Source organism: Campylobacter concisus, assembly GCF_002912895.1.
Lineage (GTDB): Bacteria > Campylobacterota > Campylobacteria > Campylobacterales > Campylobacteraceae > Campylobacter_A > Campylobacter_A concisus_G.
Window position 1 is genome coordinate 1 of the sequence record NZ_POZX01000035.1, and the last position, 17044, is coordinate 17044.

19 protein-coding genes are annotated in these 17044 nt (G+C 34.8%); 1 reads left to right on the top strand and 18 read right to left on the bottom strand.

Annotated elements, in window-relative coordinates; genetic code table 11:
- The 6 genes from CYP51_RS04375 to CYP51_RS04400 form a co-directional block, all read right to left on the bottom strand.
- On the bottom strand, positions 1-509 hold a 509-nt coding region (locus CYP51_RS04375; protein WP_103624524.1), incomplete at its 3' end, for an HAD family hydrolase.
- A 75-nt stretch (positions 510-584) separates the two neighbouring features.
- Positions 585-1601 (bottom strand): OmpA family protein, encoded by a 1017-nt coding sequence (locus tag CYP51_RS04380; protein ID WP_084041636.1) that lies wholly within the window; start codon positions 1599-1601, stop codon positions 585-587.
- A 153-nt stretch (positions 1602-1754) separates the two neighbouring features.
- Positions 1755-2144, bottom strand: coding sequence for a 30S ribosomal protein S9 (gene rpsI / locus CYP51_RS04385; RefSeq protein WP_021084780.1), 390 nt, complete (start codon positions 2142-2144; stop codon positions 1755-1757).
- Positions 2145-2146: 2 nt separating this feature from the next.
- Positions 2147-2575, bottom strand: coding sequence for a 50S ribosomal protein L13 (gene rplM / locus CYP51_RS04390; RefSeq protein WP_002939292.1), 429 nt, complete (start codon positions 2573-2575; stop codon positions 2147-2149).
- Between the two features lie 80 nt (positions 2576-2655).
- Positions 2656-5475: a RecB-like helicase gene (locus CYP51_RS04395; RefSeq protein ID WP_103624525.1), complete on the bottom strand. Its 2820-nt coding sequence runs from the start codon at positions 5473-5475 to the stop codon at positions 2656-2658.
- Positions 5472-7817: a PD-(D/E)XK nuclease family protein gene (locus tag CYP51_RS04400; protein ID WP_103624526.1), complete on the bottom strand. Its 2346-nt coding sequence runs from the start codon at positions 7815-7817 to the stop codon at positions 5472-5474. Before CYP51_RS04400 ends, CYP51_RS04395 begins: the two co-directional genes overlap by 4 nt.
- A 150-nt stretch (positions 7818-7967) precedes the next feature.
- On the opposite strand from CYP51_RS04400, the gene CYP51_RS04405 reads away from it, so the two are divergent.
- Positions 7968-8555, top strand: coding sequence for a flavin reductase (locus tag CYP51_RS04405; RefSeq protein WP_103624527.1), 588 nt, complete (start codon positions 7968-7970; stop codon positions 8553-8555).
- A gap of 123 nt (positions 8556-8678) precedes the next feature.
- Here CYP51_RS04405 and CYP51_RS04410 read toward each other — a convergent pair whose 3' ends face one another.
- The 12 genes from CYP51_RS04410 to CYP51_RS04465 form a co-directional block, all read right to left on the bottom strand.
- On the bottom strand, positions 8679-9149 hold the full coding sequence (locus CYP51_RS04410; protein ID WP_103624528.1) for a FixH family protein: 471 nt from the start codon (positions 9147-9149) through the stop codon (positions 8679-8681).
- A complete protein-coding gene (locus CYP51_RS04415) occupies positions 9142-9711 on the bottom strand; it encodes a hypothetical protein (protein WP_103624529.1) in 570 nt (189 codons plus the stop codon). The genes CYP51_RS04410 and CYP51_RS04415 overlap by 8 nt, the downstream gene beginning before the upstream one ends.
- A gap of 106 nt (positions 9712-9817) precedes the next feature.
- Positions 9818-10030, bottom strand: a complete 213-nt coding sequence (locus tag CYP51_RS04420) for a DUF4006 family protein (RefSeq protein WP_021090794.1) — start codon at positions 10028-10030, stop codon at positions 9818-9820.
- Positions 10030-10893, bottom strand: coding sequence for a cbb3-type cytochrome c oxidase N-terminal domain-containing protein (locus CYP51_RS04425; protein ID WP_087578301.1), 864 nt, complete (start codon positions 10891-10893; stop codon positions 10030-10032). The genes CYP51_RS04420 and CYP51_RS04425 overlap by 1 nt, the downstream gene beginning before the upstream one ends.
- Positions 10881-11090, bottom strand: coding sequence for a cytochrome c oxidase, cbb3-type, CcoQ subunit (locus tag CYP51_RS04430; RefSeq protein ID WP_054196093.1), 210 nt, complete (start codon positions 11088-11090; stop codon positions 10881-10883). The genes CYP51_RS04425 and CYP51_RS04430 overlap by 13 nt, the downstream gene beginning before the upstream one ends.
- A 9-nt stretch (positions 11091-11099) precedes the next feature.
- Positions 11100-11765 (bottom strand): cytochrome-c oxidase, cbb3-type subunit II, encoded by a 666-nt coding sequence (ccoO, locus tag CYP51_RS04435; RefSeq protein ID WP_084041629.1) that lies wholly within the window; start codon positions 11763-11765, stop codon positions 11100-11102.
- Complete coding sequence (ccoN, locus tag CYP51_RS04440; RefSeq protein ID WP_103624530.1) at positions 11765-13252, bottom strand: cytochrome-c oxidase, cbb3-type subunit I; 1488 nt, start codon at positions 13250-13252, stop codon at positions 11765-11767. Before ccoN ends, ccoO begins: the two co-directional genes overlap by 1 nt.
- A 92-nt stretch (positions 13253-13344) precedes the next feature.
- Entirely contained in the window at positions 13345-14028 is a 684-nt protein-coding gene (locus CYP51_RS04445; protein WP_084041627.1) for a response regulator transcription factor, read from the bottom strand.
- Between the two features lie 77 nt (positions 14029-14105).
- Positions 14106-14771: a sulfite exporter TauE/SafE family protein gene (locus CYP51_RS04450; RefSeq protein ID WP_258032787.1), complete on the bottom strand. Its 666-nt coding sequence runs from the start codon at positions 14769-14771 to the stop codon at positions 14106-14108.
- Position 14772: 1 nt separating this feature from the next.
- Positions 14773-15891, bottom strand: a complete 1119-nt coding sequence (gene carA, locus CYP51_RS04455; RefSeq protein ID WP_021090763.1) for a glutamine-hydrolyzing carbamoyl-phosphate synthase small subunit — start codon at positions 15889-15891, stop codon at positions 14773-14775.
- Positions 15891-16442, bottom strand: coding sequence for a DUF507 family protein (locus tag CYP51_RS04460; RefSeq protein WP_103624531.1), 552 nt, complete (start codon positions 16440-16442; stop codon positions 15891-15893). Before CYP51_RS04460 ends, carA begins: the two co-directional genes overlap by 1 nt.
- Before the next feature lie 49 nt (positions 16443-16491).
- Complete coding sequence (locus tag CYP51_RS04465) at positions 16492-16932, bottom strand: isoleucyl-tRNA synthetase (protein WP_072593936.1); 441 nt, start codon at positions 16930-16932, stop codon at positions 16492-16494.
- Positions 16933-17044 lie beyond the last annotated feature (112 nt).

Here is a 17044-nt window from a genome sequence, read left to right on the forward strand (position 1 = left end):
GCCATTATATCCATAATGGTATCACCTACCATAAATGCATTATTTTTATCTTTATTAAGTCTATCTAAAGCCAAATTTATTGGCTCTGGATTTGGTTTTGGATTAGCAACATCGTCTCTTCCAATAACAGTTTTTATATATTTCATAACCCCTAAATGCTCAAGCAAGATAATAGAAAATTTTGAAGTTTTCGTAGTAACTATACCAATATCAGCAAAGCTACTTGCCTCCTTCAATGCTTCACTTGCATAATCTAAGAGTACCGTCTCATCAAGATAAATTTTTTCGTAGCAAGCTTTATATTCTTTTATATAGCTATCAATTAAATTTTTGCTTGCACCAAGTCTTTCAAACATTATTTCAAGCGGATGACCAACCAAAGACTTTAATGCATTATGGTCTGGCTCTTTTTTGCCATGAGATAAAAAAGCTCTATCAAATCCTTTTAAAATAGCAGAAGTTGAGTCAATAAGTGTACCGTCTAAATCAAAAAGTATGGTTTTTTTCATCATTTTCTCCGTAGAAATAAAAAAGGGCCTAGCCGAAGCTAAGCCCCTAAAAGAAGTAACCTTAAACAATTAAGATTATTTATTGAAAGTAGCTTCAACGCGTCTATTTTGCGCGCGGCCTTCTTTAGTTTTGTTTGTAGCAATTGGTTTAAGCTCACCGTAGCCAACTGTTGAAATTTTATCCTCGCTTACACCATAGCCAGCAAGAACATCAGCTACTGCTTTTGCTCTTTTTTCAGATAGTTTTTGGTTATAAGCTTCTGCGCCTACGCTATCAGTGTGACCAGCAAGTACAACTTTATAATCTGGGTGTTCGCCCATAAAGTCAGCTACTTTTTTGATCTCAGCTGCGTATTTTGGTCCAACTTTGTAGCTATCAAATGCAAAGTTAACATCTAGATCTCTAAGAACGATAACTTTCTCGCATCCTCTTTCATCAACAACTACGCCAGCTGGAGTGTTAGGGCATTGATCTATATCGTTTGGCACGCCATCATTATCATCATCAAGAACTGGAGTTGCTGCTGGAGTTGCTGCTGCAACTGGAGCTGCTGCCACAACTGGAGCTGCTTTTGAATCAAGACCGATACCAAAGCCTAGTGAATAAAATAGGTTATGATCAGCATGTTCAAATTTGATAGCATCTCTTGCTTCTGCTTTAAGAGCAAATCTATCAGTTACTTGATATCTTAAGCCAAAACCATATTGGCCAAAACCGCCATCTTCATTTTTAACAAAAATAGCTGGAACATCTTCATATCCAGCGCCAACTAAGCCATATAGACTAACTGGGCCAAAATCAACTATATCTTTTACAAGATTTGCATGATATCTAAGAACTCTTCCTTCTCTTGTTAAGCTACCTGTTTTTTCTTTTGCTTTTTGAGTGTAATCAACACCAAGCTCTACTTGATCAAAGAAAAAATCTTCAAGATTTCTAGCAGCTCTAACACCAACGAAGTTGTGATCTTTTACACGTAAATTTCCCTCTGGGTGAACGCCACCAATAGTTGGAGTAACTTCATAATTGTATGCTGCGTTAGACGCAAAAACCGCTGTTGCGGCAACCATAGCTAAAGCAATCTTTTTCATATTTAGAATTCCTTTCTTAGGATTTATTTTAAAGTGGTTACATTTTAACTGAATAAAATTTAACCGACTCTAAATCATAATTTAATTAACAATGTAAATTTGAAATTTACACAACTTAAATTTTGCAAATGCAAAAGCAATTGCAAAAATTCATTAACGTTTAGAGAATTGTGGGCTTCTTCTAGCCTTTCTTCTACCAAATTTCTTACGTTCAACAACACGAGAATCTCTAGTTAGCAAGCCTTTTGGTTTAAGCGCTGCTCTAAAATCAGCATCCATGTCAGCTAAAGCACGTGAAATACCGTGTCTCAAAGCCTCTGCTTGTGCTGAATAACCACCACCTAAAGTTGTAGCTACTACATCTATTAAACTCTCTTGTTTAGTAACTAGAAGTGGCTGAATTACTTTAAGCTTTATAGCTTCATGTCCACCAAGCCAAGTATTAAGATCCATACCATTTACTACGATTTTACCGCTTCCAGCTTTTATCCAAACCTTTGCTACGGCAGTTTTTCTTTTACCAGTTGCATAAACTTTTGCCATAATTATTTTCCTTCTTTTTTAGCTATTTGTGCCGTATGAGGATGCTCACTGCCAGCATAAACTTTTAGTTTTTTTATCATCTCTCTTCCAAGTTTAGTTTTTGGAAGCATTCCACGAACAGCTAATTTAAATAGTTTTTCTGGCTTATTTGCTATCAAATCGCCAAATTTTTCACTCTTTACGCTACCAAAGTATCCTGAGTGTCTGTGATAAAGTTTATCTTCAGCTTTGTTATTACCAGTAAATTCTACTTTTGAAGCATTTATGATGATAACATAGTCGCCACAATCTACATTTGGCGTGAAGCATGGTTTGTTTTTGCCACGAAGTATAGTTGCTACCTCAGTTAGCAATCTACCAAAACGTTTACCAGCTGCATCAACAACGATCCAGTCTCGTTTAACTTCGTTTGGCTTTGTTATTTTTGTCATTTTCTTACCTTTGCCAAGTTAATTTTTGAGTTGTGATTGTATTTAAACAATGCTTTTATAAAGCTTAAATTAAGTAGCATTTAAACTTCAATATATGAAATTTTTCCATCAAGAGCGTAGAAGATGACGGCGATTATACTATGTTTTGGATAAAATTTACTTAATGCCTCTTTGTATTCTCCAACTTGTTTTTTATTTTCCTCAATATTTTTATCTGTTGTTTTATAGTCTATCACACAAATTTTGCTCTCTCCAATACAAAATAAGTCCATCTGTTTTAGTTCATTTTTTACTTTAAATGGCTGCTCTTTGTAAATTTCTTTATCTTTTATGCACTTTAGAAATTTTGGCTCATTTATTAGCATTTTTGCCCGTTTAAAGGCATCTTCAAGTCTATCAGGTGAGAGAAATTTATAAAATTTATTTAGCATTAAACTCTTAGCTTTTAAAAGCGATTTTTCATCAAATTTCTCACTCATCTCGAGTAAATAGTGAAACGCTAAACCAAAATAGATTGCCTCTAAATTTTTGCCGCTCGTTTTTTGCTCTCTTGCCTCTATCTCTTGCCTTTCTATCTTTAAAATTTCAGGCATTTTTTCATCTTTTTTTGCCTCTTTTTGATCACTCTTGCTAGGTAAAATTTTACCAAAGCTAAACTCTTTTAGATCAAGATAATCGTTTACTTTGCTTTTATCGCTTCTAGTATAAAAAGAAAAAAAGCTAGGACTATTTCCACTTGGAGCAGCTTGTTTAATGATGATAAGCGACTTTGTAGCCCTAGTGAAAGCAACGTAAATTTTATTGATATTTTCTTGCTTCTCAAGCCCTCTCATTTGCTCTAACACACCAGCATACTCAGGGTCAAAATTTTCTCTGCCAGAAATTCTACTTTTTACTATCCACTCGCCTTTTTCGTTATATTCTGTTATAAAGTTTGAGTCATCGCCCCTGCCCTTACTCATCATATCACAAACTATCACGTGAGCAAACTCTAGCCCTTTTGACTTATGAACAGTCATTATCTTTACGCCGTCAGCATTTTTAGGACTGATTTTAGAACTAAAATTTTCAAGATTAAAGATAAAATCGCTTAAATTTTTGTAGCCGTTACTTAGCTCAAAAAGCCTTAATATATCAACATCAGCCATATTTATGTATAAATTTTTAGCTAGATAAAATAGGCTTTTTGTCGCACTATCTTCAGCTTTTATTTTTAGCCTTTTAGGATTTGTATTTACGAGTGCTTTTACATTTTTTTCATAAATTTCTTCGCCAAAAAGACAAAATTTCGCATACTCGATGATCGCTGCAACAAACGGCGTTCGCTTTAGCTCCAAGGTGCCTTCATTTACGCTTTTTATCCCCTCACTGCTAAGCACCTCTGAGATGAGGCTGATGTCACTATTTTTCCAGCAAAGCACAGTTATCTCACTTGCATTTACGCCAGCAGCAAGTAGCTCTTTTACTTGTGAAAGTGCTGCACCCGCGATATCTTCATCGCTTAGCACACGCAAGTAGCCGTAGTCGTCTTCCTCGGCTTCAAAATAAGGACACTCGCCATTTACTTTGTAGCTTAGCTCCTTATCTTTTTTAGCTGGCTCTTGTGGCTCAAAGCTAAGCCCATATCTATGATAAATTTCTTCAAAAACAGCGTTATTAAATTTCACCAAAGCCTTTAAACTACGGTAGTTGCGAGGCAAATTTTCTACCAAAATTTGCTCAAATTTCTCTCCAAGCTTATCAAAAAGCTCTTTTTTACCACCCCTAAATTTATAGATACTCTGCTTTGTGTCGCCCACGTAAAAAAAGCTCCCGAGCCCGTTTTGTCCGTATCCTGAAACGATCTCAGTTATAAGTGGCAAGATGATCTCATATTGGATCACATTTGTATCTTGAAACTCATCTATCAAAAGGTGATTTATCCTGCCATCAAGCCTAAAATAAAGCACATCTTTATCAAAATTTTCAACCAAAAGCTTAAAGACCAGCTTATTTATATCAGCAAAGCTTAAAGCGTTTATCTCTTTGTTTAGCTCTAAATTTGAGTATTTATAAACATTTAAGAGCTTGCTAAAACCGCTAAGTCTGTATCTTTCAACCTCTAAAATATACTCTTTTGCCGCCTCTTTTAGCTTTACAAAAAGCTCGTCAAGCTCACTTGTGTAAATTTTGCTAAAAGTGCGGTAATTTAGGCTCTCTCTTTCAAAGACCTTATTTTTAAAAAGCTCAAATAAATTTTGCTCATTAAATGTCTTTTTAGCCGCATCGCTAGCACCATTTTGCAAGGCTATATGCTCATTTATCTCCTTTTGTGCTGCCCTTACCTTGCTATCATCTGGATAGCTCGCGCCACTATCTTTTAGCTCGCCGCCAAAACTCTCATAAAATTTAGCCAAAGTCTGCGAAAAGCTCGCCTCTTTTTGACTTGAAATGATCATCATGAGTGCAAGCTCACTAAGAAGCTTTTGATCTTTACTTGCCTCTTTTACAAATTTTTTCCACGCCAGATCTTGCAGACTATCTTGCACGCTGTAATCAGGACTAAGTCCTAAATTTTGACTAAATTTCTTTAGGATTCCAGAGAAAAATGCATCAAATGTATAAATTTTTAGCTCACTTTGCAAAAATCTATCAAGCTTCTCATCGCGTCTTTTTATGACCTCACCTTGGCTCAAACTAAGCTCTTTGCAAAGCTTATCAAGCTCGTCTTTTTTGTTTTGCAAGTCCAAAAAAGTTGTGATTATGCGCTCTTTCATCTCATTGGCCGCTTTTTTGGTAAAGGTTAGAGCGATGATCTCGTTTATATTTTCGCCTCTAAGTACCAAAGCGATATAACGAACGCTTAAAGCGAATGTTTTCCCGCTTCCAGCACTTGCTTTTAGGGCTAAAAAATCTTTCATAACTCTCTCCTACAAAGTATGGCATACTCGCAAAATTTACAAGCTCCGCTTTTTCTTTCAAAATTTATCTTAGTGTTATTTGTACTCTTTAGATTTTCTATCTCAGCCTTTAGATCATCCACACTTTTTTTAGAGTTAATAAGTACTGGTTCATTCTTTAGAGCAAAATAAGCACTTTTTACCTCGCTACCATAAAGCGCTTCATAAAATGCAAGCTGAAGCGAATTCGCATTTGCCTCACCAGTTTTATAATCAAGTATAAAAGGCTCACCATCAGGGCTAACATCGATCCTATCGATAATGCCTTTTATCTTTACATCACAAAAATCAATCTCTATATCTTTTTCACACTCAAGCACTCTAAAGCCAGCACTTAAACGTTCATTTTCAAACTCTGCGTATTCTTTAAATTTCTGCGACCAAATCTCAAGCTCAAGCGAAGAAAAATCTTGCTTTGCGAGCATTTCTTTAAAAATAGCCAAATCAAATATATTTTTTTGTCTATAAAAATCACTTGTGTAGTATTCATAAAGCGCCTTATGCACGCTATTTCCTTGCTTAGATCCTGGCTCAGTTGCTATTGCTTTTGCTCCTTTTATACCAGCTATCTTTGCGTAATAATACTTTCTTGGGCAGGTTAAAAATAAATTTAGTGTCGAAAATGATAGCGGTTTAGTGAAAAAATCATGCTCCAAAATAATCTCGTCATCGCTTAAATTTAGGCTTGTATTTCCTTTTAAAAATAGTTTTAAATACGCCTCGTCACTAAATTTCTCATCTTTTATTATTTTGAAATTTTTTAAAAATCTTGAAGGAATGCTCTCTTCGTTTAAAACACAGCTTATGGCGACCTTTTTGGCATTATTTATAAGACTTTCATAGTAAAATCTCTGCAAATTTTCACGCTCAAGGTAGCTTATAAGTCCTACTTTTTGCCTCACTTTTGAGTTTAAAAACATCTCATTTGTGCTTCTTGCTGGGATGAAATTATCATTAAAATCAACTATGATCACACCATCAAATTTCATTCCACGGCTCTCTAACATACCCATGACACTGATCTTTCCGCCACCCACATCATCGATGCTAAGGCGAGAGATATTTAGCAAGAAAATTTCACTTAGCTGCTTTAAGCTAAAGCTAAAATATCTGCATAAATTCTCCATCCTAAAAAGCTCAAGCGCGAGCTTTTCTTCGCATCTTGGCTCATTTTCAAGCGTTAAAAGCTTATCTATTAGCTCTTTAAATTTAGTAAAGTCGCAAAGATCAAAGTAGCTTGATTTAAATTTATTAAAAAGCTCTTCATTTACACCAAGCGTGCTTAAAATAAAGCCAAGCTCCTCGTAGCTCTCACACTTGCTTTGATCAAAAACTGGGCTTGCCTCTTCGTTGATCGCTCTTGTGATGTAGTAAAGCGCCTCATAAAATTTTGTATTTTTAAAGCTCTCGCCCATAGCGTAGTTAAAAATTTTATTGCTATCATGTAGCCTTAAAATTTCACTAAAACTCTCATCTGGTAATATGACAGCGATGTTTTCAGGCTTTATACCCTCACGCACAAACTCGCTCGCCTTTGCCATAGCGTAGGCACATTGCAAGCTTCTAGTGGCAAATCGCTTTTCTAAAACTGGCTCAAATTTTTTGATATTTTCTAAGCAAATTAGCTCATTTGTCTTTAAATTTAGCTCATATTTTTTGTAATTTTCAATCTCACTAATAGCTGAAATTTGCTTTATTTTATTGATTAGCTTTGTGTTGAAAACACTAGTTTGAAAGATAATTTTTAGCGTAGTTAGCTTTGAGATTTTCTCTAAAATTTCCCACTCAAACTCGCTTAAAATTCCATCTATATGCAGTGAAATTTCACTAAAGCTCTTAATGTAGGCTTCATTAATGGAGTAAATTTTTGGCAAGGTTATATCATCATAGAGATTTTCTCTATCAAGCAAGCTCTCATACTCTTTTAAAACCGCTTCAAGTATGTTTAAATGCTCCTCAAAATTAGCGTAAATATCGTTAAATTTGATCTCAGCGATACTCTTTTTACTAATAGCTAGCTCTTTAAAAAAAGAAAAAAGATAGTCATTATTTTTCAAAAATTCAAAAAACTCAGTTGGAATTTTAAGAACAGAGTTTGCCTTTTTGACGCTAGCACAGGCTCTATTCATAAGCACTAAAGCATAGGTGCTATCAATCTCAAACCTATCATCTACATAAACTATCTTTTTATAAAACTCAGCGATACTTAGGCTTTTTGGGATTAATTCATCATTAAAACTTGCATTAAATTCACGAATCTTACGCGAGTTCGTAAAGATAAAAAGTTGGTTTAGGTTATGCATTTTTCTCTCTTAAATTTTTAAGCAATGATAGCTAATTGCTGATAAAAGAGCGCTTTTTACGCTTAGCCAAAGCTTTAAATTTTCATCTAAATACATTAAAATTTTAAGCCTTAAAGAGCCAAAAGCTACAATCACAAAAAAGGAGCAAAAATGCATAAAGAGTTAAACAGACAAGGTTTTTACTACGGCTTTCCGGTTTTGCTAGCCACCACAAAAGATAAAAATGTAAACGATGATATCACAGTGCTTTCATCCTCTTGGACGTTAGGAAATACAGTGGTGCTTGGCATAGGCATTGAAAATCAAGGCTTTAAAAATATCAAAAATGGTTCAGATATCACGCTAAATTTATGTGATGAGAGTTTGATAGAAGCTGTGCAAAAAATGGAAAAACTAACTGGCGATAGTGAAGTGCCAGAAGTAAAAAAGAATCTTGGCTACACCTACGAGCACGACAAATTTAAGGTGGCAAATCTCAGCAAAGAGCCTGGCATAAATGCAAAAACTGTCAGGATAAAAGAGTGCAAGATACAGATAGAAACGGTTGTAGAAAAGATAGAGTTAAAAGAGTGGTTTAGCATCGTTACTTGTAAGATTACAGGCATTTTTGTAGATGAAAATTTACTAAAAGATGAAAAGATAGATACGCAAAAATGGCATCCATTAATCTATAAATTTAAAGAATATGTCGGCACTTGCGAGCGTTTGGGATTAAATTTTGGATTTAAAGAGATTTGATTTATAGTTTTATTTGATAAAAACTTAGTATTTTGGTTTTAAATTTAGCCAAAAAGATTAGTTTGTTAAAATTTAAGCCCAGCTTTGAGATCTTTCTTAGATACCAAAGCTGCGATTTTAAGATCATTTTGTGACATTAAGATCAAATTTATAATACCTTGTATCATTAGTGTCACTTAGCCTTAAAAGTAGCTGCCACCTGCCTTCTCTTAGACTTGTTTCTTCGCTTACTAGATCATTTTCTTGCCATGAAGCTCTTAAAATTTTATTTTCTTTATTTGTCTGTGGGCGAGTAAGTAAAATTTCATATTTTAAAGCTGAAATTTCTCCTTTTTTAGGAGTTAGATGAAATTTAAACTTAGCATTTAGGGCATTAAAATTTGGTTCAAATTTTAGATCAAATTTCTCATCAAAGCGTTTTTCACTCTCTTTGATAAAGGTTATGTTTTCATCGACATTTTGGTAGCTTTGCATATAGGAGCTATCCATCTCGACTGGATGTTTCAGTGCTATGATAATAGTTACTGCACAAGCGATAATAATAGCAATGAAGCTAAGCACGATAGCATAAGGCCATAAGGTTTTTTTATCCATTTTTTACCTTTTTATAAAAGATAACAATTATAAAAAATGCAACCAAGCCATAGATGAAAAATCTTAAAAAATTTAACGTAGTTTTGTTTGAATTTCCAACACTACTTTCAAGCTGTAAATTTAAGCTAGATGCGATTTGCTCGGCAATATCAGCGTAGCCATTTAATATAGCAGCATTATAGACATCTTTACCATTTTTAGAAACCAAAATAGGAATTATCGTTCCTGATTCTGGATTTACACTTAAAATTTGTTCTTTATTAAAAAGCTTTGAAGTATTAGTATCGGCAAAAATTTCTACTTTCTTTTTATCCTTTATAAGCAATAAAAAAACATAAGGCGAGCTAAGATTTTGCTCTTTAAAAAGAGTTTCTAGCTCACCATCTTTATATACACCAACTACTAAATTTATACCGCTTTTTGCGTAAAGCTCACTGCCGATCTCATTTAGCTTTACACTTACTTTTTGGCTTAGGATTTCATCATTATTTATCACAAAATTTGCTCCCAAAGCCAAACTTTGTGAGAGCAAAAATATAAAAATGAGTATAAATTTTCTCACACCTAGCCTACAAAAAGGTGGTTTGATGTAAGCACTGACCACGCACAAATAGCTCCTGCAACAACTATTAGAAAGATTATGGCTTTTTCTATTATGCCTAGCATCACTACTCCTTTATAATGACATGTTTAGCGTTGTCAACGCTCTTCATCTCAATGCTACTTGCGTCTTTTAATGAGTAAGGCTTGGTTGCTACATCTTTTTGCAAGCCAATACCAATATAAGTAAGTACGCCAAGGATAGATAACAAAAGCAAAACTGCCACCAAATAACCGCTAATGCCATTTAAAGCAAAGATGTTTCTATTTTTATTTTCCATTATTCGCCCTTTGATAGCGATATGACATATTCGCCAACTGCTTTTTGTTGTATCTCGTTTAATCTGCCGTCATTAAATTTAGGCATAACACCGATGTTGCCGTTTTTACCACGATTTAGTACATCCACTATAAACTCACTTGAACCATATTTACTAAGATCAGCCGACATACCATCCATGCCTTTGCCATCATCTCCGTGACAAGCTGCACAAGCTACGTAAAGCTCTTTTCCCATAGCTACTAAATTTTCATTTTTTGTACTTTTTATAGCACTTATCTCTTTTGCGACATAAGCTGCGATAGCCTTTGCTCCATCAGCATCGGCTAATCCTGCTGGCATCTCGCCCATAGGATAATCAAGCCCTTTTGAGCCATTTAGTATCGTATCAACTATTCCTTGTTCACTACCCCAAATTTGTAAATTTGCAGCTTTGCCACCAATACCATCACCTGTGATGCCATGACATGCTGAGCATTGCACCAAAAATACGCTCTCTCCCATAGCATGAAGTGTTTCTTTGCTTGGGTTTGCATACTCTTTTTCAAATTTAGCGTTTGCCTCTTTTACCTCTTTATTATATTCACCGATTTGTGAGTAAGAATTTAGTGGATAACCAAGTAAATAATACCAAATCGCCCAAACAAGCGTTAGTAAAAAAACTACCGCCCAACCAAATGGAACTGGGTTTTTATACTCGCCTATCCCATCCCAGTTGTGCTCGCTAAGCTCTACGCTTTCATCTTTTTTAACTTTCATTTGACCAACATACTTGCCAGCTACAACGACAGTTAGTACGATAATTAAGATGGCACCTATTAACGCAAGTAAATTTATATTATCTTCTAAATTTAGCCATTGCATACGCTCTCCTTTGTAGCCTTTTGCTCTAAAATTTTACTACCGATCTCATCATCTAGGGCTAATTTCGAATACTTCTCATAATTTCTTCTACCTTGCTTTTCACTTTTGTAAAGATGAAAAAAATAAGCGTACAAAGTGATAGCTAAGAATGCTGTCAAAATAAAATAGCCATAAGCTTGAAGTTCTCTAATATCCATTACTAACTCCTATTTTAGGCTATTTAGATAGGCGATAAGTGCCACGATCTGGCGAATTTCACCTTTTGCAAAGGCACTTTTTACTTGCTCGTCTTTCATACTTTCAACGATACTTGCAGCCTGCTCTTTCACGTTAGCATTTGCTTGCTCAAAAGTGCCAAGAGCTGGCATATCTTTCTCATCATAAGGCGTGTTAAAGACCTTTTTAACAGTTAGTGCTTCAGCGTAAGCAGTCTCTATATCAGCATTTTTCTTAAATAAAAATGGATATGCTGGCATGATCGAACCTGGCACAACAGAGGCCGGGTTTAACATATGATTTTCATGCCAATCTGTCGTTCTATAATTACCCACACGCATAAGATCTGGGCCCGTTCTTTTTGAACCCCAAAGATGAGGGCGATCATAAGCAAATTCACCACTTAACGAGTACATGCCGTATCTATCAGTCTCTGCTTTAAACGGACGTATCATCTGTGAGTGACAAGTATTGCAACCATTTTGTATATATATATTTTTTCCAGCAAGCTCTAAAACTGTATAAGGCTTTGTGCCCTCAAGTGGTCTAGCTCTATTTGCAAAGTCAGGTAAAATTTCTACCACGCCGGCATAAGCTATGACGATAAAGACGCAAACTGCAAAAAAGAATGGATTTTTTTCTAACCAAGCAAACATCACATCACCTCCGCATTGGCTTTAGCACCGCCCATAGGCGTTGCACTTTTTGGCTCTGCCAAAATAGCTTTAGCAGAAGTTGATTTGTAGATATTGTAAGCAAACATCAAAAAGCCAATCAAATACAAAAGTCCGCCAATAGCTCTAATGTAATAATAAGGTATAAGCACTACAACAGTATCAATAAATGAGTAGAGTAAATTTCCATAGCTATCAGTCGCTCTCCACATCATACCCTGCGTAATACCAGCAATCCACATCGAAGCAAAATATAAAACGATACCTGTTGTTTGTATCCAAAATTGAGCTTCCATTAAGGATTTTGAATAAATTTCACGCTTAAAGATACGTGGTGTCATATGATAAAGTGCTGCCATAGTCATAAAACCAACCCAGCCAAGTGCGCCATCATGTACGTGTCCTGGCACCCAGTCAGTATAGTGAGCTAGTGCATTTACAGATTTGATGGCTAAGATAGGGCCTTCAAGAGTTGAAAACATATAAAAAGTTGAAGCTAAAATCATAAATTTAATAAGCGGGCTCTCGCGAAGTTGTGTCCATTCGCCTTTCATTGTAAGAAGCATATTAATAGCTGAGCCCCAAGAAGGTAAAATCAAAACAATAGAAAAAACCGAGCCCATAGTCTGCATCCAATCAGGCACAGCAGTATATATTAGGTGGTGACCGCCAGCCCAAAGATAGATAAACATAAGGCCCCAGAATGAAAATAACGAAAGCTTATAAGAAAATATTGGCTGTCCGCTCTCTTTTGGTAAGAAATAATAAATTTGGGCGATGATCGCTACTGTAAATACAAACGCAACTGCGTTGTGACCGTACCACCACTGAACCAAAGCATCATTTGAGCCAGCATACATCGAAACTGAGTGCAGCCATGAGCCATATCCACTCACTAGTCTTGTTGGAATTTCCATGTTATTAAATAGATAAAGCATAGCAACGCCAAGAAATGTAGCAATGTAATACCAAACTGAGATGTAAAGTGTCTTCTCGCGGCGTATACCAATAAGTCCAAATATACTAACGCCCCAAAGCACCCAGACTACTACTACTGCAATATCTAGTGGCCACTCAAGCTCGGCATACTCCTTAGATGTACTCTCGCCCATAAAAAGTGTCACGACAGCTAGAATCATAACAAGTATATAAAGCCAAAAATGAAGCTTACCAATGAACATCAAAAACGGAGATTCGCTCATTGATACTTTTAGAACACGCTGTCCTATGTAATACCAAGTGGCAAATATACCAGAGAGCATAAAACCAAAAATGATACCGTTAGTATGAAGAGGACGCAATCTACCAAATGCCGAATACTCACCAGCTATATAGTTTAGATCAGGACAGGCAAGCTGAAAAGCTACCAAAACACCAATAGCCATGCCAACAATACCAAAAAATATCGTGGAGAACATAAAGAGTTTTGCCACACTATAATCATAATGTAGCAACTGGGATGGTCGCATAAATTTTCCTCCTAGTTAAATTTATATTAATTTTCGGTTATTTTAGAGTAGAAAAACTATAAAAAGACTTAATTAATATAAATTCTCTTTTACTAGGAGAGTCTTCTATCTATTTTGTAACCAAGTCCAGGAACATTTTTTATAAAATTACTACCAACTTTATCTCTAACACGTTTAACAAAGGTCCTAATAGCAGCCTCTGTCACACTTTCGCCAACCCAAACAACATTTTTTATTTCATCATGAAGCACAAGCGTACCAAGTCTTTTTATGAGTAAAGATATAAATGCAAGTTCTTTTTTTGTAAGAGAAATTTCAACACCATCTCTGATAAGCACACGTTTTATTTTATTAAAACTATATCCATTTGTAACCTGAATAATATTTGCTGTTTCTATCTTATTTTTAGCGACATTTTCTAACGTAACTAAAAAATCATCAAGATCAATCGGCTTTAAAACGTATTTATCAATACCAACATCTATCGCTTTTAAAAGTGTTTCTTTTTCACTATTTGTGCTAAAAACTATAATAGGTGTATCTTTTGAAATTTCTTTAATGCATTTAGCCATATCAAGGCCATTCATTATAGGCATAAAAACGTCTGTTATAACCATATTTGGATTATATTTTTTAAATTTCTTAAGTCCTTCATCGCCATTTTGAGCAGTGATAACTTTTTCGAATTTATCTCGCATAACTTCTTGTACTATTTTTTTACCATCTCCCTCATTTTCAACGATAAGAACGGTTAGATTATTAAGAATCTTGCTCATTTATTCTTCCTTTTTGGTTATATTTATCAAACATCATAAATTTTGACACAATTAACAATTATTTCTCTTTTTTTATCTTAAGCATTTGCTCTATATCCTAAGAATGATAGATAAATTCCATTTATTATCATTATGCTAGCTGAGATCTTAAACATTATGTCTTTAAATTTTTCATTTAAAATTCCAAATACAAAGCTAGCTAAAAGCATGGCTGGCAATGTACAAAGACCAAATACAAGCATTATAAAAGCCGAATCAATAAAATTTGCACTTAAAATCCCAAGTGCTAAAAAATAATAAACCACACCACAAGGCAAAAAGCCATTTAAAAAACCAAGTAATAAAAAATTTGTTAAATTTTTCTTTTGAATCCTCGTTTTTGCAATTCTTACTACAAAATTAAGCGCCTTTTGATTCTCTACAAATTTTAAAAGCTTACCCCTAAAAAGCAAGGCAATACCGATAAACGCAATCACTAAGCCAACTATGAAAAATATCACACCTCTTGCTTGCATGTTAAAGCTAATGGCCGCTCCAAAGGCGCCAAACAAAGCTCCTAAAACTACATAAGCAAAAATTCTAGCTAGACTATAAAGTGTGCTTAGCATTAAAATTTCTATTTTATTCTTACCTTTAAAAAATAGAGTCTGCAAGCTCAAAAATCCGCTGCACATACCTACACAATGACTAAAGCTACTTAAAAATGCAACTGAGACAATCATGTAAAGGTTTATGTTTTGCATCTTATAAAATTTCTAAAAACTGCTTAAATATATATTTACTCTCGCTAGGGCCGCCACTTGCTTCTGGGTGGTGCTGGACCGAAAAGATCGGATAGTCTTTATATCTCACACCTTCGATTGTGTTGTCAAATAAATTTCTATGAGTCACAACAGCTACTTCTGCGATACTCTCAGGTACGTTGTAGTTGTGATTTTGTGTTGTTATCTCGATCGCTTTTGTCTCTAAATTTAGTACTGGGTGATTTGCTCCATGCTGACCAAATTTAAGCTTATATGTCTCGTACCCAAAGGCGTTTGAGAGTAACTGATGTCCAAGGCAGATACCAAATATAGGTATCCTAGCCTCAATCATCTTTTTGATCTCGCCTATTTCGGCCTTTAAATTTTTTGGCTCACCAGGACCATTTGATAAGAATACCCCATTTATCTCGCCATTTTTAAATTTTTCTATCAAAATTTCAGCCTTAGTGTCGTGTGGTACGACGATGACTTCAAGACCAGTTTCACATAGCTCGTTTAGGATATTTCTCTTTACACCAAAGTCAAAAACAGCTATCTTTTTACCAATACTTTTTAACGGCTTATATGACTTTAAGTTTCTATCCCAAGCGCCTTTTTTGTGCTCATATTCATCCATCGCACTAACTGTTTTTACGTAGTTTATATTTTCGATACGCCCACTACTTTCAAGCCTGCGTTTTAGCTCGTCTTTGTCACTTATCTGTGTTGAGATATAAGCCATCAAGGCACCTTCATCGCGTAGCATCTTTGTGAGGTATCTAGTATCAACGTCATAAACGCCAAATTTACCTTGCTCTTCGAAAAATTTTCCCAAAGATTTTTGCGAGCGGTAGTTTGATGGAATTTCATTGTAGCTTCTCATTATAACGCCACTTGCATGAATCCTAAGACTCTCCATATCGTCTTCATTTATACCTACTATGCCTATTTCTGGCATCGTAAAGACGATAAACTGACCAGCATAGCTTGGATCGCTCATGATCTCTTCGTAGCCAGTCATCGAGGTATTAAAAACGAGCTCGCCAGCACATTCACCGTGAGCACCAAAAGCTTTTGCTTCTAAAAAAACACCATTTTCAATATAAATGTAAGCTTTCATTAAAGCATGCCTCTTTTTTTAAGCTCATCTTGATACAAACGCTCAAAGACAAGATCATATTCATCAGTTCCTGGGATTAGCTTATGTTTATAATTTTGTATCATTTCATAAACATCATCTTCTATCTTCTCATAGCTTTTTAAGTACTCGTCTATTGAGTTATAAATCACATTTTTTACGCGATTTTCAGATACATTATAATCAACAAGACCGCTCTTCCAAATAGTTTCAAGCACTTTGTGAGCGATATTACTAAATCTATCTTCGTGGGTTAAGATTACATCAAATTCACCTGCAAGCTTCTTTTTAACGAGCCAAAACATATTTTTGCGGTCAATTTGCATAGTTTCCATCTCGTCTTCATTTTTCTCCAAAAGCTCATTTACTCGTTCATCTAAAGCTCTTTCTTTTTGAATATCGACTGTTAAAATTTCACTTGTTTTTGCTACGATTGGCTCAATGCCTTTATTTAGTCTTACGAAACCACAATTTAGAAGATCTATTGCTATTTTATGTGAAATATACGGAACGTGTGGGAGTTTTAAACGCATTTTAAACCTTTAAATTTTTATGCTATTTTAACTAAATAAAGGTAAAACTTTACTTTGAAATTTTAACGACTTTATTATTATCGCTTCTTAAAAAATAAATTTCTCTTCGTCCTTCATAAAGTATCTTTCCATCAGTCTTTTGCTCATTTTCTAAATTTGATGAGATATCTAAAGATAGCGATTTGCTCATAAAATAATTCTCTCCTAAAGTGCGTCCAAAGTCAGGATACCAACTAAAAGCACAAACTATCAGCAAAACTAAATAAAAAGCTCTAAAAATTTTTCTAAAAGACGCGTAAAAAAAGCAATACCCAAATATAAAAAATACGGGCAAAAGCCATAAGAAAGGCACGTTATCAACAAAAATAACATTAAAATACTCGCTTATGCCATAGTAAGAAAAGTAGTTGTTGTAAATTCCAACAAATAGCGTAAAAATAGGAGCAAGGACAAATATAATACCCGTAAAAAAAGCATTTAAAATTTTCATAATCTCTCCTTTTGAGTGAGATTATATTAAACATAAGCTTTAATATTACTAGATTAATGAAAACTAGACTAAAATTCAAATCAAAATGCCATACATAGACATCTACTGCTTC